This is a genomic window from Affinundibacterium amnicola (genome assembly GCF_014284275.1).
GTDB lineage: Bacteria > Pseudomonadota > Gammaproteobacteria > Burkholderiales > Burkholderiaceae_D > Undibacterium > Undibacterium amnicola.
The window spans coordinates 181,864-202,819 of record NZ_JACOFU010000005.1; the positions used below are offsets into that span (position 1 = coordinate 181,864).

At 44.1% G+C, this 20,956-nt stretch carries 19 protein-coding genes; 17 read left to right on the forward strand and 2 right to left on the reverse strand.

Annotation, left to right across the window (positions count from 1 at the left end):
* Positions 1-41: 41 nt before the first annotated feature.
* A complete protein-coding gene (locus H8K33_RS13230; protein ID WP_186891508.1) occupies positions 42-758 on the reverse strand; it encodes a chitinase in 717 nt (238 codons plus the stop codon).
* A gap of 189 nt (positions 759-947) precedes the next feature.
* Positions 948-3,860, reverse strand: a complete 2,913-nt coding sequence (locus tag H8K33_RS13235; protein WP_186891509.1) for a TonB-dependent receptor domain-containing protein — start codon at positions 3,858-3,860, stop codon at positions 948-950.
* Between the two features lie 382 nt (positions 3,861-4,242).
* Between H8K33_RS13235 and H8K33_RS13240 the strand changes: the two genes are divergently transcribed.
* From H8K33_RS13240 to H8K33_RS13320, 17 genes are all read left to right on the forward strand, one after another.
* On the forward strand, positions 4,243-5,004 hold the full coding sequence (locus tag H8K33_RS13240) for a TSUP family transporter (RefSeq protein WP_186891510.1): 762 nt from the start codon (positions 4,243-4,245) through the stop codon (positions 5,002-5,004).
* Positions 5,005-5,029: 25 nt separating this feature from the next.
* Positions 5,030-5,698: a hypothetical protein gene (locus tag H8K33_RS13245; protein WP_222613416.1), complete on the forward strand. Its 669-nt coding sequence runs from the start codon at positions 5,030-5,032 to the stop codon at positions 5,696-5,698.
* Positions 5,699-5,842: 144 nt separating this feature from the next.
* The gene (gene mnmG, locus H8K33_RS13250) at positions 5,843-7,801 is read left to right on the forward strand and encodes a tRNA uridine-5-carboxymethylaminomethyl(34) synthesis enzyme MnmG (RefSeq protein WP_186891512.1); all 1,959 of its coding nucleotides are present in this window, start codon (positions 5,843-5,845) and stop codon (positions 7,799-7,801) included.
* Between the two features lie 3 nt (positions 7,802-7,804).
* Positions 7,805-8,461: a 16S rRNA (guanine(527)-N(7))-methyltransferase RsmG gene (gene rsmG, locus H8K33_RS13255; RefSeq protein ID WP_186891513.1), complete on the forward strand. Its 657-nt coding sequence runs from the start codon at positions 7,805-7,807 to the stop codon at positions 8,459-8,461.
* Between the two features lie 62 nt (positions 8,462-8,523).
* Positions 8,524-9,303 (forward strand): ParA family protein, encoded by a 780-nt coding sequence (locus H8K33_RS13260; RefSeq protein WP_186891514.1) that lies wholly within the window; start codon positions 8,524-8,526, stop codon positions 9,301-9,303.
* 22 nt (positions 9,304-9,325) lie between these two features.
* Positions 9,326-10,219, forward strand: a complete 894-nt coding sequence (locus tag H8K33_RS13265) for a ParB/RepB/Spo0J family partition protein (RefSeq protein WP_186891515.1) — start codon at positions 9,326-9,328, stop codon at positions 10,217-10,219.
* Between the two features lie 92 nt (positions 10,220-10,311).
* Positions 10,312-12,666 carry an N-6 DNA methylase gene (locus H8K33_RS13270; protein WP_222613417.1) on the forward strand — a complete coding sequence of 785 codons (2,355 nt, stop codon included), beginning with the start codon at positions 10,312-10,314 and terminating at the stop codon, positions 12,664-12,666.
* 297 nt (positions 12,667-12,963) lie between these two features.
* Complete coding sequence (locus H8K33_RS13275; protein WP_186891517.1) at positions 12,964-13,302, forward strand: ATP synthase subunit I; 339 nt, start codon at positions 12,964-12,966, stop codon at positions 13,300-13,302.
* 2 nt (positions 13,303-13,304) lie between these two features.
* Complete coding sequence (gene atpB / locus H8K33_RS13280; RefSeq protein ID WP_186891518.1) at positions 13,305-14,129, forward strand: F0F1 ATP synthase subunit A; 825 nt, start codon at positions 13,305-13,307, stop codon at positions 14,127-14,129.
* A gap of 129 nt (positions 14,130-14,258) precedes the next feature.
* Positions 14,259-14,501, forward strand: a complete 243-nt coding sequence (gene atpE, locus H8K33_RS13285; protein ID WP_186891519.1) for a F0F1 ATP synthase subunit C — start codon at positions 14,259-14,261, stop codon at positions 14,499-14,501.
* Positions 14,502-14,579: 78 nt separating this feature from the next.
* The gene (locus H8K33_RS13290; protein ID WP_186891520.1) at positions 14,580-15,050 is read left to right on the forward strand and encodes a F0F1 ATP synthase subunit B; all 471 of its coding nucleotides are present in this window, start codon (positions 14,580-14,582) and stop codon (positions 15,048-15,050) included.
* Positions 15,051-15,052: 2 nt separating this feature from the next.
* Positions 15,053-15,586 carry a F0F1 ATP synthase subunit delta gene (locus H8K33_RS13295; RefSeq protein WP_186891521.1) on the forward strand — a complete coding sequence of 178 codons (534 nt, stop codon included), beginning with the start codon at positions 15,053-15,055 and terminating at the stop codon, positions 15,584-15,586.
* 163 nt (positions 15,587-15,749) lie between these two features.
* Positions 15,750-17,291 carry a F0F1 ATP synthase subunit alpha gene (atpA, locus tag H8K33_RS13300; protein WP_186891522.1) on the forward strand — a complete coding sequence of 514 codons (1,542 nt, stop codon included), beginning with the start codon at positions 15,750-15,752 and terminating at the stop codon, positions 17,289-17,291.
* Between the two features lie 27 nt (positions 17,292-17,318).
* Entirely contained in the window at positions 17,319-18,188 is an 870-nt protein-coding gene (gene atpG, locus H8K33_RS13305; protein ID WP_186891523.1) for a F0F1 ATP synthase subunit gamma, read from the forward strand.
* Between the two features lie 206 nt (positions 18,189-18,394).
* Positions 18,395-19,798, forward strand: coding sequence for a F0F1 ATP synthase subunit beta (atpD, locus tag H8K33_RS13310; protein ID WP_186891524.1), 1,404 nt, complete (start codon positions 18,395-18,397; stop codon positions 19,796-19,798).
* A 177-nt stretch (positions 19,799-19,975) separates the two neighbouring features.
* The gene (locus tag H8K33_RS13315) at positions 19,976-20,398 is read left to right on the forward strand and encodes a F0F1 ATP synthase subunit epsilon (protein WP_186891525.1); all 423 of its coding nucleotides are present in this window, start codon (positions 19,976-19,978) and stop codon (positions 20,396-20,398) included.
* 115 nt (positions 20,399-20,513) lie between these two features.
* Positions 20,514-20,942, forward strand: a complete 429-nt coding sequence (locus H8K33_RS13320) for a CoA-binding protein (protein ID WP_186891526.1) — start codon at positions 20,514-20,516, stop codon at positions 20,940-20,942.
* The last annotated feature ends 14 nt before the right edge of the window (positions 20,943-20,956 follow it).

A 20,956-nucleotide genomic window follows, 5' to 3' on the forward strand; every position in this document is an offset into this window, starting at 1 on the left:
GGCGCGCATGGCACACCATTCTGCTTCATTGACATTAACGATCAGCAGGCCTCGTATTTACCTGGTTCTACGCCGAGCATTGTGCTTATTTTTAAATAATTCTTTATGCGCATTTGTTGTTGCTTGTAGCCGATATTATCGATAGGTTTTGAGCACTCGAGAGCGCCATTAATGCTGCGTACAGTTTCACCAAATCCCAAGTTTTGTTTCATAGCGACGTGACTTGGCAGTGGACCTGAACCTTTAATTTCCATCCAATACCATAGCGCCGTTTTCCATGCGACAGCCGGATCACGCGACACCATGTCTGGATCGTTCAATAGATCCAAACCTAATGCTTTACCTGCTAGCGCGTAATTAAAATTCCAGCTTAATTGAATTGGCCCGCGACCAAAATACTGTTTGCCAGGTGCGCAGGGCACGCCTTGTTTATCATTGCAATAATGATCGTGTACGCTTTTATCCAGTTCATTGATCGCTTGCAGCTCGATAGACTCATGCATGATATTGGCTAGAAAGGCGGCAATCTCACGTTTGTTATCTGCTTCACTGCCGAAATTGCCAAATTCTGGGTAAGCCTTGATTGCTTCTTGTAAGCCAGCATAAGTGTAAAACGGTATGCGCTTGGGGAAGAGCGCTTCGAATTGCGCTTCGGTGATCATAAAACCGGTCTTTTTTTCTGATTTTGCGGGTGTGATATTGCACGCGGACAAGGCTATTGCAAGCAGGGCTATGCTGATGTTGGGGATGTATTTCATCGTATCTTTGACTTTCTAACGCATGTTGAGAGGTGTGTGGAAAACAGGCTCAGTTAGCTTAATCAAAGATTTATCAGAATGCAAAGAAGTGGTATTGAACTATGAAAAAAACTATGCAAAGAAGAAAAAAATGGCGAACCGAAGTTCGCCATTCTTAAGCTTAAGTACTAAAAATAAGCACTAATCAAATTAGAACTTGATCGTTGCACCTACACTGAAATAACGACCAACTGCATCGTAGTACTGTGGGAAGGTGTTACCGCTGTTAGTACCTGTAGAACCAATATTTGCACCGACAACAGGAGGTACTTTATTGGTTGCATTGGTGACGCTCAGGTTCAGACGAATATGCTTATTGAAATTCCAAACAGCACTTAAATCGAGGTAGTTATATGACTCGATTTTAGAGTAAGCAGGCAAGAAGATCGGAAGTCCGGCAGTATTGACGTTTGACAGAGGTTCAACTTCTACGCCAGAAACATGGCGTAGATTGTAGCCAAATACGAATTCACCAAACGTCCATGCAGTACGTTGAGTAAACTTGTTTTTGTATGTTGGACCACCGCAAGCAACAGAGTAATAGCCTAGGCAATTACGATCAATGGAAGCAGGCGTTGGTTGAGCATGATATGACGTTGTTTTGTTCATATCAAAGCCTAAATCCAAACGACCAAACTTAGAGTCCAAACCTAATGCTGTCATTGGCATTTGGTATTTCACACTCAAATCGTAACCAGCAGTACTTTGTGTGCCGAGGTTAGACAAAGTGGTGACTACACCTTTTGAGTCTGTGCCATTGAAACTACCATTTGCTGTGCTACGGAAAATCAAAGCACAAGACGCGTTTAAAGCAAAGCTAGGGTTAAATTTCGCTGAATAGCAGCCATTCAATACGTCAGTTGTGGTTGGAGAAGAGATCGCTTTGGTGATATCGATTTTGTAGTAATCGAGACTGATTGCCAATTTTGGCAATGGTTCGATCACGAAACCGATAGTCTTGGTTTTCGCTTCTTCAGGTCCGAGGTTAGGGTTACCACCAGTTTGGCGATTAATTTGACCTGCGGATGGTTTATCTAATGAGCCGATAACGCTAGCTGGAACACCAGTTAAACGGCACAAGTTAGACAAGGTACCTGCTGTGTTAGCAGCACCAGCGTTGATCAAATTCAATTGACATGGATCTTCAGCCAAATTACTTAAGCCAGTAGTTTGTGGTGCAAACAGTTCATTAACATTTGGCGCACGTGTCGCTAACTGAACCATACCGCGGAAACGGATTGATTTAACTGGTTCCCATTCGCCACCGTATTTATAGCTACCGTAGTCTTGTGACTTTATCGCTGTTTCAAAGTTTGTTTGGCGATAACCTAATTCCATGTTCAAAGTACGTACAAATGGCAAATCTTTGATCAATGGAACTAAAGCTTCAACCGCGTATTCTTTTAACTTAAATGTACCAGTACGATCTGGTGTCGGTGCGCCTGTACCGAGTACTTCACCTTGTATTTGAGAAGCAGAATCTGATCTCGTGTACGCTGTGACTTTACGTTGTTCTGCACTAACCGCGACCTGAATTGGTTGCTTTGCCCATGGGCTACGAATATTGCCTAAATCACCTGTGGTAGATGCGGCAGCAACGTCTTGTTCAACGCCTTGCATCAAGATCGCACTTTGGTTGATGAATGCTGCTTGTGCTGCTGTAATTGAGCCTTCGGCACCCCAAACGTTCAAAGGTACGCAACCACCGGATGCGTCAACGCACTTACCAGCGGCGACAGAATTCAAAGCTTGCTTAACTTTTGACAGAGAACCCCAGTTCTTACGAATCTGAGTTTGATCTGCTGTTCCACGACTCCAATAAGCATCGTAGCTCCAAGAACCAGCAATTTCACCCTTAGTACCTAAGGTGTATTGCAAAGTCTTGTTATCAAAATCATTGAAACGTGGACCTAATTCAGTAATACGGCGACCAATTGTTAAAGGAACGATGGTTGTATTACCAACTACGCAATCTGCCGCAGCGATACCACGACGTTGACACAATTGATCACGTGTAGCTGCTGGAATAAATGGATTGCCGATAGGTACGTTAAAGGTATTGTTGAACGTGCCAGACTCAGCCAAAGTAGAAGCTACTTTGCTCGCTGTGTAAAACATTTCACCATAAACTTCAAAATTATCGTTAATTTTGTAGTTAGCTAATGATGTTGCTTGTGAGCGATCTAAACCTGTTACGTAGTAGTTTAGCGGGTTGTAGTTAAACAACTTGACTGGTTGTACCAATTTGCCCGTCGCTGGGTCGATTTGCCATGTGCCAGCTAAAGCATCTGTGCCGCCAGTGCCTTTGGTTGTCGACATTGCTGCTGGAACCGTTGTACCTGAACCATCAGGCAGGCCTGTGGTAGAGCTCAATGCGGTTAAACCCCATGGACGTGTTCCTTGAGTAAGTGGGTCCGATTTTGTACGGCCTAAACTCAAAACAACATTGCCACGACCATCATCGAGGCTAGCACCCATGGTGACGTCAGTACGGTAACGTTGCGCATCACCCTTGCTGGTCGTGCCATAAGATGAATTAACTTCGAAACCTTGGAAATTCTTTTTTAAGTTAAAGTTGGCAACGCCAGAAACAGCATCTGCACCGTAAACCACGGATGCGCCACCAGTTACCAAGTCAACACGGCTCAATAAAGCGATAGGAATAGAGTTAGTATCAACTGTACCGCTCAAATCGTAAGGAACGATACGACGACCGTTCACGAGAACCAAAGTGCGATTAGAACCTAAGCCACGCAAGTCAATCGTTGCCGCACCGCCGGAACCATTGTTAGTGCCTGGACCGATAGCGGGTACCGCTGCTGGCAAGCCTTTAAAAAATTCTTCAACTGCGACTGGCTGTGAAGATTTGATTTCTTCTGCGGTAATGGAACCGATAGGACTATTTGATGTCGTACCTGGTGAAGTAATACGTGTACCAGTCACCACGACCGTTTCAACTTTTTTGTCTTGTGCTACTGCAGGTAAAGCCATTGCGCCCATACTCGCGACGACACCACCTGTAAACATCAATCGCATAGATCGCGATAAGATTTTTTCAATCATTTAGTACTCCTTGTGGATATGATGATTTTTTTGAGGAATTGCACCATTTGTTGATAAGTGTGAGATTTGCTACTTCCCTCTTGCTTGTCTTTCTTTTAGCACGTCTATATTGCGTGTCTTTGTTTGCAACTTTTTTGGAATCCTAGTTGCAGACGACATCAAATCATTTTCGGTTGTAGCGTGTCAATGAAAGTTCCCGTTCTGTTTGAGTGATACAACAGAGTTTTGCTTTTAAGAAAAACTCTGTTGTATTTGCAGTTGGTTTGGAGCAATACGGTTGATTTTTTCCTGCTTTCGTGAATGAAGCTTGATATCCTTGTTGCTTATTTGATGTGCTTTTTTATTGTGTTATTAATGTATTTTCGCTACGAATTGGAGTGGTGTGGCTGATTATTTTATATTGGGAATTGCCGCTTTTCTTGCTGGATTTGTTGATGCAGTAGTGGGCGGTGGTGGCTTGATTCAATTGCCCGCACTATTTTCGGTTTTCCCAACATCGGCTCCGGCCAGTTTGCTTGGTACCAGTAAATTCGCTGGTGTGTGGGGAACCTCAGTAGCTGCGATGAATTATGTAAAGGCGGTGCGCTTGCCTTGGACCATCATCGTCCCGGCTGGTGTCGTTGCGTTTATGTTTTCTTTTGCTGGTGCGATTACTGTTACGCATATCCCACCAACATATTTACGTAAGACACTGCCGTTTATTTTAGTAGCAATAGCGCTTTACACTTTTTGGAAAAAGGATTTGGGCGCGCAATCCAAGGCTTTTTATTCTGGGCGTAAGGAGTTGCTGTTAGCGTTATTGGTTGGCGGCATCATTGGTTTTTATGATGGCTTCTTTGGCCCAGGTACCGGCAGTTTTTTCATTTTTATTTTTGTGCGCGTATTTGGGTACGACTTTTTGCAGGCATCAGCCTCTGCTAAAGTATTGAACGTTGCCTGTAATGCTGCTGCTTTGCTGTGGTTCGGCTTTAGTGGTCACGTAATGTGGCTTTTAGGAATAGGCATGGCTGTTTGCGGCGTAGTTGGTTCAATTGCAGGAAGTCGCATGGCTATTAAATATGGAAGTGAATTTGTTCGAAGTTTATTCCTATTGGTAGTGAGCTTGTTGGTGATGAAGACTTCTTATGATGCTTTTTTAAAGTGAATTTGTTTCACGTGAAACGTTTGAGATGGAATATTTGGAGAATATTTTGGGCGAGTTGAAGAGTAAAGTATTTCGTCGCACGAATTTAGGTGATGCAGAAATTCGCAATCGCAATCTTGAGCTCAGTCGGCCTGAACAGCTTGTCTTGCTGGCTGTTGATCGTGATTTAAGTTATGTCGATTTGCAACTTGTTTTTGAGGGTGACGGTGCGATTGATCTTGATTCAATTGCGGCAGCTTTAATTGGAAAAGATCTTCTTGTCGCGATACCCGGAGAAGTCGCCGTTGAGCGGGGAGTGAAAATGCGAAGCGATGACGATGCTCAGGTTGGGGGTCTTAATTCCGATGAGTTCTTTTCATCATCCTTAGATCCTTTGCATAGTGGTTCAGGTTTGGTAGTAGATACCCGAGCGAATTTCATGCGTTCAGTGAAGCAGCGAAAGAAGGAGGCTGAGAGTGTTTATGATATCGATATCCCACTTTCATTAGAGTTGGACACTAAGCTTAGAATAAAGAAAGAGAAGCGTAGTAGTAAATTGGTGCAGGTGTTTCCAGAGCCAGAGAAGCCAAAAAAACGTAGGCGTTCTAAGCGGGCCAAACCCGTTCCGGTAAGTAAGTGGCCGATGCGTATTTATATTGCTTTGACCGCTGTAGGTCTTATTTTGGTGCTGCTCGCTTTGTTTGGCGGAAATTGAGATTGTTTCACGTGAAACGTTTTGTGGGCTTTTTCATTCTTTCTGGGTTGATTTAAGTATTTGCGAGGCAAAAAGCAACTATAATCGTGCCTCGTATAAGTTTTACCGTGTCGTCACCAAGCAATTCCTCCTTGAGCTATCCACATGTTTTATCCAAATGAATTCGATGTCATCGTCGTTGGCGGCGGTCATGCCGGTACAGAAGCCGCTTTGGCTTCCGCACGCATGGGCCAAAAAACGCTATTGTTGACCCATAATATTGAGACCCTAGGGCAGATGTCTTGCAATCCATCGATAGGTGGAATTGGCAAAGGACATCTAGTGAAAGAGGTCGATGCCATGGGTGGTGCGATGGCGATTGCGACCGATGAGGCAGGCATACAATTCCGCATTTTGAATTCATCTAAAGGCCCTGCAGTACGGGCAACCCGCGCCCAAGCTGACCGGATTTTGTATAAGCAAGCGATCCGTAGTCGTCTTGAGAATCAAGAAAATCTGTGGATTTTCCAGCAAGCCGTGGATGATTTGATGGTGGAGGGTGATAGAGTCGTCGGTGCTGTGACGCAAGTTGGACTGAAATTTAAGGCGCGTGCTGTGGTGTTAACAGCCGGCACTTTCCTCGATGGGAAGATCCATGTTGGCCTAAATAGTTATTCAGCTGGCCGTGCCGGTGATCCACCTGCGATCTCTTTGTCTAGTCGCTTGAAAGAATTAGCCTTGCCGCAAGGCCGTTTGAAGACAGGAACGCCACCACGGATTGATGGTCGCAGCATCGATTTTTCCCAAATGGAAGAGCAGCCGGGCGATCTGGATCCTATTCCTGTGTTCTCGGTCATGGGCAATGTCGCCATGCACCCACGTCAAATGCCATGCTGGATTACGCATACGAATGCAAAAACGCATGACATTATCCGTGCGGGTTTAGACCGTAGCCCGATGTACACGGGGGTGATTGAAGGTGTTGGCCCACGTTATTGCCCATCGATAGAAGATAAGATTCATCGCTTTTCAGGCAAGGATTCACATCAGATTTTCCTTGAGCCAGAAGGTTTGACCACGAATGAATTTTATCCAAATGGCATCTCCACCAGCCTGCCATTTGATGTGCAATTAGAGTTAGTACGCTCTATGCGTGGTATGGAAAATGCCTATATTTTGCGTCCCGGCTATGCAATTGAATACGATTATTTTGATCCGCGCGGTTTGAAAACCTCGTTGGAAACCCGCTCTATCCAAGGTTTGTTCTTCGCTGGCCAGATCAATGGCACCACAGGATATGAAGAAGCCGCAGCGCAAGGTATGCTGGCAGGTCTGAATGCGGCCTTGCAAACACAGGGCAAAGAAGCCTGGGTTCCGCGTCGTGACGAAGCCTATCTGGGCGTGTTGGTCGATGATTTGGTCACCAAAGGCGTGCAAGAACCCTACCGCATGTTCACCAGCCGTGCCGAATTCCGTCTGAGTTTGCGCGAAGATAATGCCGATATGCGCCTGACAGAAATTGGTCGTCAACTCGGTTGTGTCAGCGATAAGCAATGGCAAATGTTCGAAGAAAAGAGTGAAGCTGTTTCACGTGAAATGGAAAGATTGAAATCAACCTGGGTCAATCCACGCATAGTTGAAGATGCCGAAGCAGAACGCGTCGTGGGTAAAGCGTTAGAGCGTGAGTATTCTCTAGCTGATTTATTACGTCGTCCGCAGGTTACGTATGATCACTTGATGACGCTTAAAGGTAAAGAGGGGCAATCCTTAGGTGGTGAAGTCGTCACCGATCCGGCAGTCAAAGAACAGATAGAAATTCAAATCAAGTATTCAGGCTATATCGGACGTCAGGCTAAAGAGGTGGAACGTCAGGCGCATTACGAGAATTTGAAAATGCCAGACGACTTTGATTATCTGGAAGTAAATGGCCTCTCAATCGAAGTGAAGCAAAAACTGAATGCACAAAAACCAGAAACTTTAGGGCAGTGTGGCCGTATCTCTGGTGTGACGCCAGCGGCTTTGTCGCTGTTGCTGGTGCATTTAAAAAAACGTGGCTTTAAAGGTTTTGCCAATGCAGCACCTGCCAATGATGAAGAACTGAATGTCAAAGTGGTAGGTGAATAAGTGATGAGTCGTTTTGATAAAGAAGCTCTGGGAAATGAGCTGAGAGATGGTATTGCCTCCTTAGGTCTGCCTTTAAATGAAGATCAGGTAGAAAAGATGCTGTCCTACCTGGCTTTATTGATCAAATGGAATTCAGTCTACAACCTGACTTCCATCCGTGATCCGCACGATATGGTTAAACAGCATCTGCTCGATTCTTTGTCGGCAGTACATGCTTTTACCCAAGCGAAGAATATTCTCGATGTCGGTTCTGGCGGTGGTTTACCGGGTATCGTTTTGGCGATCGTTTTTCCGACGGCTTCGGTCACGATGATCGATATCGTGAATAAGAAGACCGCGTTCCTGACGCAAGTCAAAGCTGAGCTCAAACTCAAAAATGTCACCGTGCATACCGGGCGCGTCGAGCTTTTGAAAGCCGAGCACAAATTCGACGTGATTACGTCCCGCGCATTTTCCGAGCTGAATAATTTCATCAATTGGTCGCATCATCTCTTGACCGAGGATGGTCGCTTTTTAGCGATGAAGGGTGTTTCGCCAACCCAAGAAATTGAACGTCTGCCCGAAGGTTGGGAAGTCGAAAGTATTGAACCTTTGCAAGTGCCAGGTCTGGATGTAGAAAGACATCTGGTGCATGTGAAGAAGCTTGCTTCAGCAAATTAAGTTACACGTGAAACAGCAGTTCCGGGATTTTCTTTTAACCGCAATTATTCTAAAAAGTGTCTATGGCTAAAATTTTTTGCGTTGCCAATCAAAAAGGTGGTGTAGGAAAAACCACTACAACGGTCAATCTAGCTGCGGGTTTGGCGAAGCTTGACCAGCGGGTTTTGCTGGTGGATTTAGATCCCCAAGGTAACGCTACCATGGGTGCTGGCGTCAATAAGGCGAAAATAGAGTTATCTGTTTATCAAGTGTTGCTGGGGCTGTCCGATGTGAAATCCGCCGTGGTGAGATCAGAATCTGGTAAATTTGACATCCTTCCTGCGAACCGCGAACTCGCCGGTGCCGAAGTTGAAATGGTCGAGTTGGAAAACCGAGACAAGCGTCTACGCTCAGCCTTAGACCAAGTAGGCGCTGACTACGACTTCATTTTGATCGATTGCCCACCTGCTTTATCGATGCTGACTCTGAATGGTTTATGCGCGGCGAATGGCGTGATTATTCCTATGCAATGTGAATACTATGCTTTGGAAGGTTTGTCGGATTTGGCGAATACGATTAAGAAGGTGTCCGCCAATTTAAACCCTGATCTGAAAATTGTCGGTCTGCTGCGTGTGATGTTTGATCCACGCATGACTTTGTCGCAGCAAGTTTCGGATCAGTTGGAACAGCATTTTGGCGATAAAGTCTTTAAGACAGTGATCCCACGTAATGTACGTTTGGCCGAAGCGCCATCCTACGGCATCCCTGGCGTGGTGTTTGATCCATCATCCAAAGGCGCGCAAGCCTATATTGCCTTTGGCGCAGAGATGGTGGAAAGAATTAAAGCTTTAGATAAAAAATAAGAAGTAAACATTTAAGATAATTATGGCAACTAAAAAACAAAAAGGCTTGGGGCGTGGCTTAGACGCTTTATTAGATGGTGCTGGTGATTTTGCAGAAGCGGTACCGACCGTGGTTGGCGCTCCAACCAGTTTGCCGGTCACGCAAATGCAAGCAGGTAAATACCAGCCGCGTACTCGGATGGACGAGGGCGCATTGGCAGAACTGGCCGCGTCGATCAAAGCTCAAGGCTTAATGCAGCCTATCTTGGTGCGTCCTATCGGTCAGGCGAATGGTGTGACCAAGTACGAGATCATTGCTGGTGAGCGTCGCTTCCGTGCCTCGCAGATGGCAGGTCTAACCGAAGTCGCGGTGTTGGTGAAAGATGTTGATGATCAAGCCGCCGCCGCGATGGCCTTGATCGAAAACATTCAACGCGAAGATCTCAATCCTTTGGAAGAAGCGCAGGGCATACATCGTTTGATTTCCGATTTCACCTTCACGCACGAACAAGCCGCCAATGCAGTAGGGCGTTCGCGTAGTGCGGTATCAAATCTGTTGCGTCTGTTAAATTTGGCGCGCCCGGTACAAACCATGCTGATGGCGGGCGATATTGATATGGGCCATGCTCGCGCCTTATTGGCCGTCGATGCGGCAACCCAGATTCAGTTGGCGAATCAAGTCGTAGCAAAACGCATGTCGGTACGTGATACAGAAAAGCTGGTTACTAAGACGACGACAGAATTAGCGACACCCGCCAAACAAAAAGACAAAGCAGAAAAATCACGTGATATTACGCGTTTAGAAGAAGAGTTATCAGATTTGCTAGCAACCCAAGTGACTTTGAAGATGGGCAGCAAAGGTCGCGGTCAGATGTTGATTGATTTTGAGGATCTGGATTCTTTGGATGGCGTGATCTTGAAAATTCGCGGTCATTAATTTAAATAATAAAACTATTGGAAGTTACGTAAAATACATTGATACTGTCATTTAATGACTAGATTATATTGGCACGTGTAAATCAATAAGTTATGACGTTAGTATTAAAAAGAAAGAAATTTATGGGAAACGAAAGAAAAACAGAAAAAATTGTTACCGATACTTTACGGAGGTTAGGATATGAAGATAATAATCAAATTATTATCGAACCCCAACGGTCAGATAATCCTCGCATAAATAAATTATTAAAAAATGCTTCAAAGTCGGGGAATGGTGCTGGATTTCCTGAATTTATTATTTCATTCAAAGACAATTCGGAGCTTTTAATTGTTATTGAATGCAAAGCTAATCAAATGAAGCATGAAAGCAAAAAGCGAGATAAATATAATGATTATGCCGTTGATGGAGTTTTACTATATTCCAGTTATTTAGCAAAAGATTTTGATGTCATAGCTATCGCCGTAAGTGGTGAATTAAAGAAAGATTTGAGGATTTCAAACTTTCTTCATTTAAAGGGGGAATTAGAAGCAAAGACATTAAAAGCGGATTCAATATTGTCTTTGAATGAATATATAAGTGAATACAAACATGATGCTAAAAAAGCCTCTTTAGAGTATCTAAATCTTTTAGGCTACTCCAAAGAATTAAATGCAAGTCTTCATAAAGCAAAGATACAAGAAGACAAAAGAAGTCTGTTGATAAGTGGTATTTTAATCGCACTTAATGATGATTCATTTTTGTCATCATTTAAGAAGCAAAAGACGGCAGCGAGTTTATCGAAGTCATTGGTTGATACTGTGGCAACAGAGCTGGAATATGCGAGTGTTCAAGATAGTAAAATTCAAATGATACGTGCAAGTTTTGATTTTATAAAAACACACAAAACTTTATCGACAGACAAAGAATTTCTAGTTAACTTAATTGACGAAATTAATAAAAAAGTTAATTCATTTATTAAAACTTATAAATATTACGATGTTATTGGTGAGTTTTATATAGAGTTTTTACGGTATGCAAATAATGACAAAGGGCTCGGAATTGTTTTAACCCCAAAACACATAACTGACTTTTTTGTAGAGTTGGCAGGAATTGATAAATCAAGCATTGTCTATGATAACTGCTGCGGTACTGGCGGATTTTTGATCGCAGCTATGCAGAAAATGATGTCTTTGGCCAAAACTGAGAAAGAACGATCAGATATTAAAGAAAAAAGAATTGCAGGCACTGAATATCAAGCTAGTATTTTTTCATTGGTCTGCTCAAACATGATGTTACATGGCGATGGGAAAACAAACATATTTAACAGTGATTGTTTCGACCCTAATGTAATAAGTCAGGTTAAAAAATTAACGCCAAATGTTGGTTTTCTAAATCCTCCATTTGCTATGAAAAAAGATGATATTGAAGAATTGGAGTTTGTGCTTAATAATCTTGAGTGTTTAGAAAAAAATGCAATTTGTATCGCATTAATACCGCTAAATTCTGTATGCGCACAAAGTGGCAAGGGATTGTTGCTAAAAGAAAAAATAATGTCTTTGCATACCGTTGTTTCAGTTGGTACGTTACCAGCAAAACTATTTTACAACTCGAAAGTTAGCACTATTACTTGTGCAATTATTATTGAAGCTCACAAGCCACATCCAAAGGAATTTAAAACCAGTTTTTATAATTGGAAGGAAGACAACTTTATTGAATTAAAACATAAAGGAAGAATAGATGGTGGTAATTGGGAAAATATTAGAAATCAATGGGTAACTGATTTTATTAACAAAACAGAAAATAAAAACGCTGTAAAAAAGAAAATTATCCCTAGTGATGAGTGGTGTTTTGAGGCGCATATACATATTGACTACTCTGTTGTGACAGAAGAACTCTTTTTTAACGAAGTAAAAAAATACATCGCATATGGGCTTATCAACGGGCTAACTATTAAAGACATTCTGTCGAAAAAGATGGTTATTCATGAAGTTGACAATAAGAAAATTGTGCCTCTTCACGAGTTATTTCATATAAGTACTGGTAATAAATTAGATTTAAATAAACTAGATGAGGCCGAAAACGGAATTTCGTTTGTAAATAGATCTTCTAGTAATTGCGGGATAACAGCAAAAGTTAATCAAGTCAATAAAATTAAACCATATAGAAAAGGAGCAATTTCGGTTGCTTTGGGCGGTTCTATATTATCTTCCTTTGTTCAATGGCAGGATTTCTACACTGGGCAAAATGTGTCTGTACTTACAAGTAAGCAAGACATGTCTTTATTTGAAAAAATATATTATTGTCTATGTATTAAGGCTAATGAAGTTAAGTACATAACATTTGGAAGAGAAGCAAATAAGACTTATAAAGATATATTAGTGCCATCATTGGATAGCGTTCCCGAATACGTAAAGCAAATGACGATAGAAAAAGCACTTGTAAAAACACTCGAAAAGTTTAGTGCTTGAAGTACCAAGTCAATTTCTTCCTTAAAAACAAGAGTGAACTTAGCGTTTTATGTAATGCAGCAGTTAACCGAATCAATTTCTGTTGCGTTGCATCAAACGTTTGACCTTGCTTATACATGCACGTATAATTCCGTGGCTTTGGAAAATCTGCCTTAACGCGCACCAAAATCGCACTGAGGCGGCACTAAAATAGATCAAACACAGCACCAATACAGCGCAAGTTCAACCTATAAAAATAAGAAATTTGGTTCGTGCGTTGGTGATAAATGAACACTTGTTGTAAAACTGGGGAGTGGCATGGCGCGCATTATCCTGTTGCAAATCGCAACAGCCTTCATCGCGGCGCTCGTGGCGTTATTAGCGTCTGGCCTCTCTTCCGGAATATCCGCTCTGCTCGGCGGGCTGTGTTGCGCGTTACCGAACGCGTTTTTCGCTTTACGCTTACTTAGTAGCGTGCAAAAACCCGGTGGCGCCAACCCGATGAATTTTTTCGTCGGCGAGTTTATAAAAATTGCACTGACTATCGCTCTCATGGGCGCGGTGGTTTTGTTTTACCCCGGTTTGAACTGGCTGGCGTTTCTCGCTGCATTCATCGTGGTAATGAAAAGTTATTTAATACTACTCTTTAGGCATTGATTATGAGCGCATCAGAAAACGCCCCAACCCCGTCAGAATATATATCCCATCATCTCGGGCACTTAAATAATGCGAACCAACAGCAAACCGCGTTGGTCGACATGTCTTACATCAACTACGACACAATTATTTGGTCAGTGTTCTGTGGTTTGACCGCGATCATCTTGATGTACATGGCATCACGCAAAGCCACCTCTGGCGTTCCAGGTCGTTTCCAATGCGCGATTGAAATGATTGTTGAGATGGTCAATGATCAAGCGAAAAGTATTGTTCATGGCAATGTCTCCTTTATCGCGCCGATGGCTTTAACCGTGTTCATGTGGGTTTCTTTGATGAACGCGATGGATTTCTTGCCAGTTGATTTGTTTTCAGTCTGGTTATTTCCAGCATTGGGCATTGATACCCATACTTATCACCGCGTTGTTCCTACCGCTGACTTGAATGGTACTTTGGGTATCTCTGTTGGTGTGTTTGCATTGATGATGTTTTACTCCGTTAAGATTAAAGGTGCAGGCGGCTTTATCAAAGAATTATGCACAGCACCGTTTGGCCCAATGATGTTGCCATTCAATATTGCCTTGAACTTAGTTGAATATGCCGCGAAGACATTCTCACTCGGTATGCGACTGTTCGGTAACATGTTTGCTGGTGAATTGTTGTTCTTGTTGATCGCTTTACTTGGTGCTTACAGTCACTTCGGTGGCGTTGGACAAATTATTGCTGGTTCGATCTGGGCTATCTTCCATATCTTGATCGTATTCTTGCAAGCCTTTATTTTCATGATGTTGACTCTGGTGTACATGGGTCAGGCTCATGAGGCGCATTAATTATTAGAAATGAGTAATCGGTATTAAGTAGTTCAGCAGGATTCAGTAAGAACGGTTTTGAATTTAGGTTTTTGGGTTTTAGTTTTTGGTTTTGGTATTTTAATTTTTTAACTTTTAGGGAGTTCTCTCATGACTAACGTCGCATTTGTAGCTTTGGCTTGTGGTTTGATTATCGGTTTGGGCGCTTTGGGTGCATGTATCGGTATCGCTATGATGGGTGGTAAGTATTTGGAAGCGTCTGCTCGTCAACCAGAATTGATGGACAAGTTGCAAGGTAAAATGTTGTTGTTGGCTGGTTTGATCGATGCTGCGTTCATTATCGGTGTTGGTATCGCGATGTTCTTCGCAACTGCGAACCCATTCCAAGGTTAATTTAATTTCCTTTTTCTACCGCGGTGCTGGTCATTCGATCAGCGCTAGCGGAACGATAATTCACACAAGGAAACGACGATGAATCTTAATCAAACCATGTGGTACCAAGCAGGGGTGTTTTTCATCCTGGCTTTGTTTACCATGAAATTCGTGTGGCCACCATTGATTGGTGCCATCGATGCACGTATGAAAAAAATCGCAGACGGTTTAGCCGCTGCGGATCAAGGGCAAGCTGCCATGAAAGAAGCTGAGAAAAAGATTCAGCTCGAATTGGCTGGTGCTCGTGAAGAAGGCTTGAAACATGTTGCTAGCGCTGAGAAGCGTGGTCAATTGATCGTTGAAGAAGCTAAGAATGCTGCTAATGCAGAAGCTGCGCGTATTATCGCTGCCGCTCAAGCTGAAGCCGCAAATCAAGTCACAAAAGCACGCGAAGAATTGCGCGACCAGATTGCTACATTGGCAGTCAAAGGCGCAGAGCAAATTCTGAAACGTGAGGTTAACGCTTCTGCGCATGCAGATTTGTTGAACCAATTGAAGACTGAGCTGTAATCATGGCAGAACTCGCAACGATCGCTCGTCCATACGCAGAAGCGTTGTATCGCGTTGCTAAGTCCGGCAACCTGTCCGCTTGGTCGGAACTGGTTGCTGAGATGGCGCAAGCCGCAGCGCATCCCGATGTAGTAGCTCTTGCACACAACCCCAAAGTCTCCGCAGCGCAAACTGCTGAGGCTTTCTTGTCCGTGTTGAAGTCACCTGTAAATGCCGAAGCGAAAAACTTCATCACTACATTGACTGAATATGACCGTTTAACCACGTTGCCAGAAATCGCTGTGCAATTTCACGCTTTGCAAAATGCCGACGCTGGCTCTGCAGATGCTGAAATCACCAGCGCATTTGAAATGACTGAAGCACAGGTTAAAGATTTGGCCGCCACACTGGAAAAGAAATTTGGTCGCAAACTGCACCCAACTGTGACAGTGGATTCGTCCCTGATCGGTGGTGTGCGTATCGTGGTTGGTGATCAAGTGTTAGATACTTCGGTTCGCGCAAAGCTGCAACAGATGCACAACGCTTTGACGGCCTAATTGGCAGTCAAAAGGGAGCCTCTATAAATTCAATTATAGAGATGCAGCACAAGGCGCCTCCCGGAACAATACGAATGTATTGTGAGGAAAGGCAACGCAGTGATGCGCTCTAGAATTGGATTTTAGTGGTTCCCGAAAGAATGAAATAATTTTAGGAGTTTGTATGCAACTCAACCCATCAGAAATCAGCGAGTTGATCAAGAGCCGTATTCAAGGCCTTGGCGACGGTGCTGAGATTCGTAATCAAGGTACGGTTATTTCCGTTACCGACGGCATCTGCCGCATCCATGGTTTGTCCGATGCGATGCAAGGCGAGATGTTGGAATTCCCAGGCAATACATTTGGTCTGGCTTTGAACTTGGAACGTGATTCCGTTGGTGCCGTTATTCTTGGTGACTACGAGCACATCTCTGAAGGCGACACAGTGAAATGTACTGGTCGTATTTTGGAAGTTCCTATCGGCCCAGAGTTGCGCGGCCGCGTTGTCAACGCATTGGGTCAACCAATCGACGGCAAAGGTCCTATCAATGCAAAATTGTCTGCGCCAATCGAAAAGATTGCTCCAGGCGTTATTGCACGTCAATCCGTTTCTCAACCATTGCAAACTGGTTTGAAGTCTATCGACTCCATGGTTCCAGTTGGTCGTGGTCAGCGTGAATTGATCATTGGCGATCGTCAAACTGGTAAAACAGCGGTAGCGATTGACGCGATCATTAATCAAAAAGGTCAAGACGTTACCTGTATCTATGTAGCGATTGGTCAAAAAGCATCTTCTGTTAAAAACGTTGTGCGCGCTTTAGAAGCACACGGCGCGATGGAATACACAATCGTTGTTGCGGCAACTGCAGCTGAATCTGCAGCGATGCAATACGTATCCGCATACTCTGGTTGCGCGATGGGTGAATACTTCCGTGATCGCGGCGAAGACGCATTGATCGTTTATGATGATTTGTCTAAGCAAGCTGTGGCTTACCGTCAAGTTTCCCTGTTGTTGCGCCGTCCACCAGGTCGTGAAGCGTATCCAGGTGACGTGTTCTATTTGCACTCACGTCTGTTAGAGCGCGCAGCACGTGTTAACCCAGACTACGTTGAAGCATTCACTAACGGTGAAGTTAAAGGTAAGACAGGTTCATTGACAGCATTGCCTATCATTGAAACACAAGCGGGTGACGTTTCTGCTTTCGTTCCAACTAACGTCATTTCTATTACTGACGGTCAGATTTTCTTGGAAACTTCTTTGTTTAACGCCGGTATTCGTCCAGCGATTAACGCGGGTATTTCCGTGTCTCGCGTTGGTGGTGCTGCGCAAACTAAAGTTATCAAAAACTTGTCCGGTGGTATTCGTACTGACTTGGCGCAGTATCGTGAATTGGCTGCGTTTGCGCAGTTCGCGTCTGACTTGGATGAAGCAACCCGTAAGCAATTGGATCGTGGTGCCCGTGTTACTGAATTGTTGAAACAAGCTCAGTACGCACCATTGTCAATTTCTCTGATGGCTGTCACTTTGTTCGCAGTGAACAAAGGCTTCTTGGATGATGTACCTGTGAAGAAAGTTTTGGCTTTCGAAGCTGGCGTACACAACTTCATGAAAACTAGCCATGCAGCCTTGTTGCAAAAGATTGAAGAGACTAAGCAATTGGACAAAGATGGCGAAGCTGCCATGGCTGCCGCAATCGCTGATTTCAAAAAATCCGGCGCATTTTAATTACTTATAGCTTGAAGGAGTTTACTCATGGCTGTAGGTAAAGAGATACGTGGCAAGATCAAAAGCGTAGAGAATACGAAGAAGATCACGAAGGCGATGGAAATGGTCGCCGCTTCTAAGATGCGTAAAGCGCAGGAAAGAATGCGTGCGGCTCGTCCGTACAGTGAAAAGATTCGTACGATCACAGCTAACTTGTCACAAGCTAACCCAGAGTACACGCATCCTTTCATGGTTCAACAAGACCAATCCAAGAAAGTTGGATTGGTTGTTGTGACGACAGATAAGGGTTTGTGCGGTGGCTTGAATACCAACGTATTACGTTTGGTCACCAACAAAATGCGTGAACTTGAGGGTCAGGGTTCAAAAATTGAAGCGGTCGCAATTGGTAATAAAGGTCTTGGTTTCCTGAATCGAGTAGGTGCAAAAGTTGTGGCGCATGCGACGCAATTGGGTGATACACCCCACCTCGATAAATTGATTGGTCCAGTGAAGTTGTTATTGGATGCGTATCAGGAAGGCAAAATCGATGCGGTTTACTTAAGCTACACGAAATTCATTAACACCATGAAGCAAGAGCCAGTGTTAGAGCAATTATTGCCTCTGACAGCGGACAAGCTGGAAACAAATAAAGCTTCCCATTCTTGGGACTATATTTACGAACCAGATGCAGCTGCGGTGATCGATGAATTGTTGATTCGTTATGTTGAAGCTTTGATTTATCAAGCTGTTGCAGAAAACATGGCGTCTGAACAATCGGCACGTATGGTGGCGATGAAGTCAGCAAGTGATAACGCAGGTAGTGTGATTGGTGAGTTGAAATTGATTTACAACAAAACTCGTCAAGCCGCTATTACCAAAGAGCTTTCCGAGATCGTCGCCGGCGCGGCAGCGGTCTAATTAGCGGTCTAATGCAGTTTAGCTCCTTCCCCTTCAAGGGGGAGGTTGGGAGGGGGATGGGTTTATTTTGGGGTACTAAAAGTCGCGTTTAATTTTTTCTTAGTTACTCGCGGTTTACCCCATCCCCACCCCGGCCCTCCCCCAGAGTGAAAACTCGGGGGAGGGAGTTGAAGTGAAGAATCTATTTTAATATTGAAGGAACGAACATGGCTAATGGCAAAATCGTTCAGTGTATCGGCGCTGTTGTGGACGTTGAATTTCCACGCAATGCGATGCCTAAAATTTACGATGCCTTAAAAATGGAAGGCTCTGACCTGACGTTAGAAGTGCAACAGCAATTGGGTGACGGCATTGTCCGTTGCATCGCGCTGGGTACATCTGATGGTCTGCGTCGCGGCTTGATGGTTAGTAACACAGGTAATCCAATTATGGTTCCAACCGGCAAAGCAACACTCGGCCGTATTATGGACGTATTGGGTAACCCGATTGATGAATGTGGTCCGGTTAGCCGTGAAACACAAGCGTCGATTCACCGTAAAGCACCTGCTTACGACGAACTCTCTCCATCGCAAGAATTGTTGGAAACCGGTATCAAAGTTATTGATCTGGTTTGCCCATTTGCGAAGGGTGGTAAAGTTGGTTTGTTCGGTGGTGCGGGTGTTGGTAAGACCGTTAACATGATGGAGTTGATCAACAACATTGCTAAAGCACACAGCGGTTTGTCCGTGTTTGCTGGTGTTGGTGAACGTACTCGTGAAGGTAATGACTTCTATCACGAAATGGCTGACGCTAACGTTGTGAATCTGGAAAATCCAGAAGATTCCAAAGTAGCGATGGTGTACGGTCAGATGAATGAACCACCAGGTAACCGTTTGCGCGTTGCTTTGACTGGTTTGACAATCGCTGAAGGTTTCCGTGACGAAGGTAAAGACGTGTTGTTCTTCGTCGATAACATCTACCGTTACACATTGGCTGGTACGGAAGTTTCCGCGTTGTTGGGTCGTATGCCTTCCGCGGTAGGTTACCAACCAACATTGGCTGAAGAAATGGGTCGTTTGCAAGAACGTATTACTTCCACTAAGACTGGTTCTATTACTTCTATTCAAGCGGTTTACGTTCCAGCGGATGACTTGACTGATCCATCCCCAGCTACTACGTTTGCTCACTTGGATTCCACCGTTGTTTTGTCTCGTGACATCGCCTCTTTGGGTATTTACCCAGCGGTTGATCCACTTGATTCAACTTCACGTCAGTTGGATCCACAAGTCGTTGGTCAAGATCACTACGAAACAGCACGCGCTGTTCAAGGTACTTTGCAACGCTACAAAGAATTGCGTGACATTATCGCGATTTTGGGTATGGACGAATTGGCACCTGAAGATAAGTTGATCGTTGCTCGCGCACGTAAGATGCAACGTTTCTTGTCTCAGCCTTTCCACGTTGCTGAGGTATTTACTGGTTCTCCAGGTAAATACGTTTCACTCAAAGATACAATCAAAGGCTTCAAGATGATTGCATCCGGTGAACTCGATCACTTGCCAGAACAAGCGTTCTACATGGTAGGTACTATCGACGAAGCGATCGAAAAAGCGAAGAAAATGGCTGCATAATTATTCCAAGCCCGCAAGGGCGAGGAGTGACGTCCCCCTCCCTTTCAAGGGGAGGGCTGGGGTGGGGATGGGGTAAAGTTCGAGTTACTAAGAAGGATATAAGTGCTCAATGTTAAACCCATCCCCCTCCCAGCCTCCCCCTTGACGGGGGAGGGGCAAAACAGAAAAGGTTAGCACATGGCACATACTATTCACGTTGACGTGGTTTCTGCAGAAGAGATGATCTTTTCTGGCGAAGCTGAATTCGTCGCGTTGCCGGGTGAATCAGGTGAATTGGGTATCTATCCAAAACACACACCATTGATCACACGTATCAAGCCAGGCGCGGTGCGTATCAAGGTTGCAGGTCAAGCTGAAGACGAATTTGTATTCGTTGCTGGCGGGATTTTGGAAGTTCAACCTGATGCGGTAACTGTTCTTGCTGATACTGCGATTCGTGGTCATGATCTTGATGAAGCAAAAGCAGCTGAAGCTAAGAAATTGGCGGAAGAGGCTTTGGTCAATCGCGAATCAGGCATCGACTACGCGCAAGCGCAAGCCGAATTGCAATCCGCGATCGCTCAGTTGGCAGCGATTCAGAAGTTACGTTCTAAGCGTTAATTCTGCAAAAATTTTACTTTGCGGAAGCAGTAAATGGTTCAATAGAATAGGCAGCTACGGCTGCCTTTTTCTTTTTGTCTTTACACATGTATTCCGATTATCTGGGTAGAAAAATATGTCTGAAATTTTGATTGATCAATTGTTGAATACCGCAAAAACGATTGCCATCGTTGGTATTTCAAATAAACCAGAACGCGATAGTTTTAAAGTCGCGCAATTTTTACAAGAACATGGCTATCGCATTTTGGCGGTGAATCCAATGCAAGCAGGAACTAGCATATTGGGACTCACCTGCTACGCGAATTTGACCGAGGCACAACAAGGTAGCGGATGTTTGATCGACATCGTTGATTGTTTCCGTAAAGCGGAAGATATTCCTGCTATCGTAAGCGAAGCAATCGCGATACAAGCCAAATCCGTTTGGATGCAACTCGGCATTACGAACGAACTCGCTGCTGAACAAGCCAAGTTGGCGGGATTAGATGTGGTAATGGATCGATGTACGAAGATAGAATTTAAGCGCTTACATAATATTCTCAATTAATTTCAGAATGGTGC

Bases quoted from the DNA above. Each gene is read 5' to 3' on its own strand.
- H8K33_RS13265 (WP_186891515.1), top strand. From the start codon at position 9,326: ATGGCAACTAAAAAACAAAAAGGCTTGGGGCGTGGCTTAGACGCTTTA.
- atpD (WP_186891524.1), top strand. From the start codon at position 18,395: ATGGCTAATGGCAAAATCGTTCAGTGTATCGGCGCTGTTGTGGACGTT.
- atpE (WP_186891519.1), top strand. From the start codon at position 14,259: ATGACTAACGTCGCATTTGTAGCTTTGGCTTGTGGTTTGATTATCGGT.
- H8K33_RS13290 (WP_186891520.1), top strand. From the start codon at position 14,580: ATGAATCTTAATCAAACCATGTGGTACCAAGCAGGGGTGTTTTTCATC.
- H8K33_RS13295 (WP_186891521.1), top strand. From the start codon at position 15,053: ATGGCAGAACTCGCAACGATCGCTCGTCCATACGCAGAAGCGTTGTAT.
- atpG (WP_186891523.1), top strand. From the start codon at position 17,319: ATGGCTGTAGGTAAAGAGATACGTGGCAAGATCAAAAGCGTAGAGAAT.
- H8K33_RS13275 (WP_186891517.1), top strand. From the start codon at position 12,964: ATGGCGCGCATTATCCTGTTGCAAATCGCAACAGCCTTCATCGCGGCG.
- atpA (WP_186891522.1), top strand. From the start codon at position 15,750: ATGCAACTCAACCCATCAGAAATCAGCGAGTTGATCAAGAGCCGTATT.
- mnmG (WP_186891512.1), top strand. From the start codon at position 5,843: ATGTTTTATCCAAATGAATTCGATGTCATCGTCGTTGGCGGCGGTCAT.
- H8K33_RS13245 (WP_222613416.1), top strand. From the start codon at position 5,030: ATGGAATATTTGGAGAATATTTTGGGCGAGTTGAAGAGTAAAGTATTT.
- H8K33_RS13320 (WP_186891526.1), top strand. From the start codon at position 20,514: ATGTCTGAAATTTTGATTGATCAATTGTTGAATACCGCAAAAACGATT.
- atpB (WP_186891518.1), top strand. From the start codon at position 13,305: ATGAGCGCATCAGAAAACGCCCCAACCCCGTCAGAATATATATCCCAT.
- H8K33_RS13270 (WP_222613417.1), top strand. From the start codon at position 10,312: ATGACGTTAGTATTAAAAAGAAAGAAATTTATGGGAAACGAAAGAAAA.
- H8K33_RS13235 (WP_186891509.1), bottom strand. From the start codon at position 3,860: ATGATTGAAAAAATCTTATCGCGATCTATGCGATTGATGTTTACAGGT.
- H8K33_RS13260 (WP_186891514.1), top strand. From the start codon at position 8,524: ATGGCTAAAATTTTTTGCGTTGCCAATCAAAAAGGTGGTGTAGGAAAA.
- rsmG (WP_186891513.1), top strand. From the start codon at position 7,805: ATGAGTCGTTTTGATAAAGAAGCTCTGGGAAATGAGCTGAGAGATGGT.
- H8K33_RS13315 (WP_186891525.1), top strand. From the start codon at position 19,976: ATGGCACATACTATTCACGTTGACGTGGTTTCTGCAGAAGAGATGATC.
- H8K33_RS13230 (WP_186891508.1), bottom strand. From the start codon at position 758: ATGAAATACATCCCCAACATCAGCATAGCCCTGCTTGCAATAGCCTTG.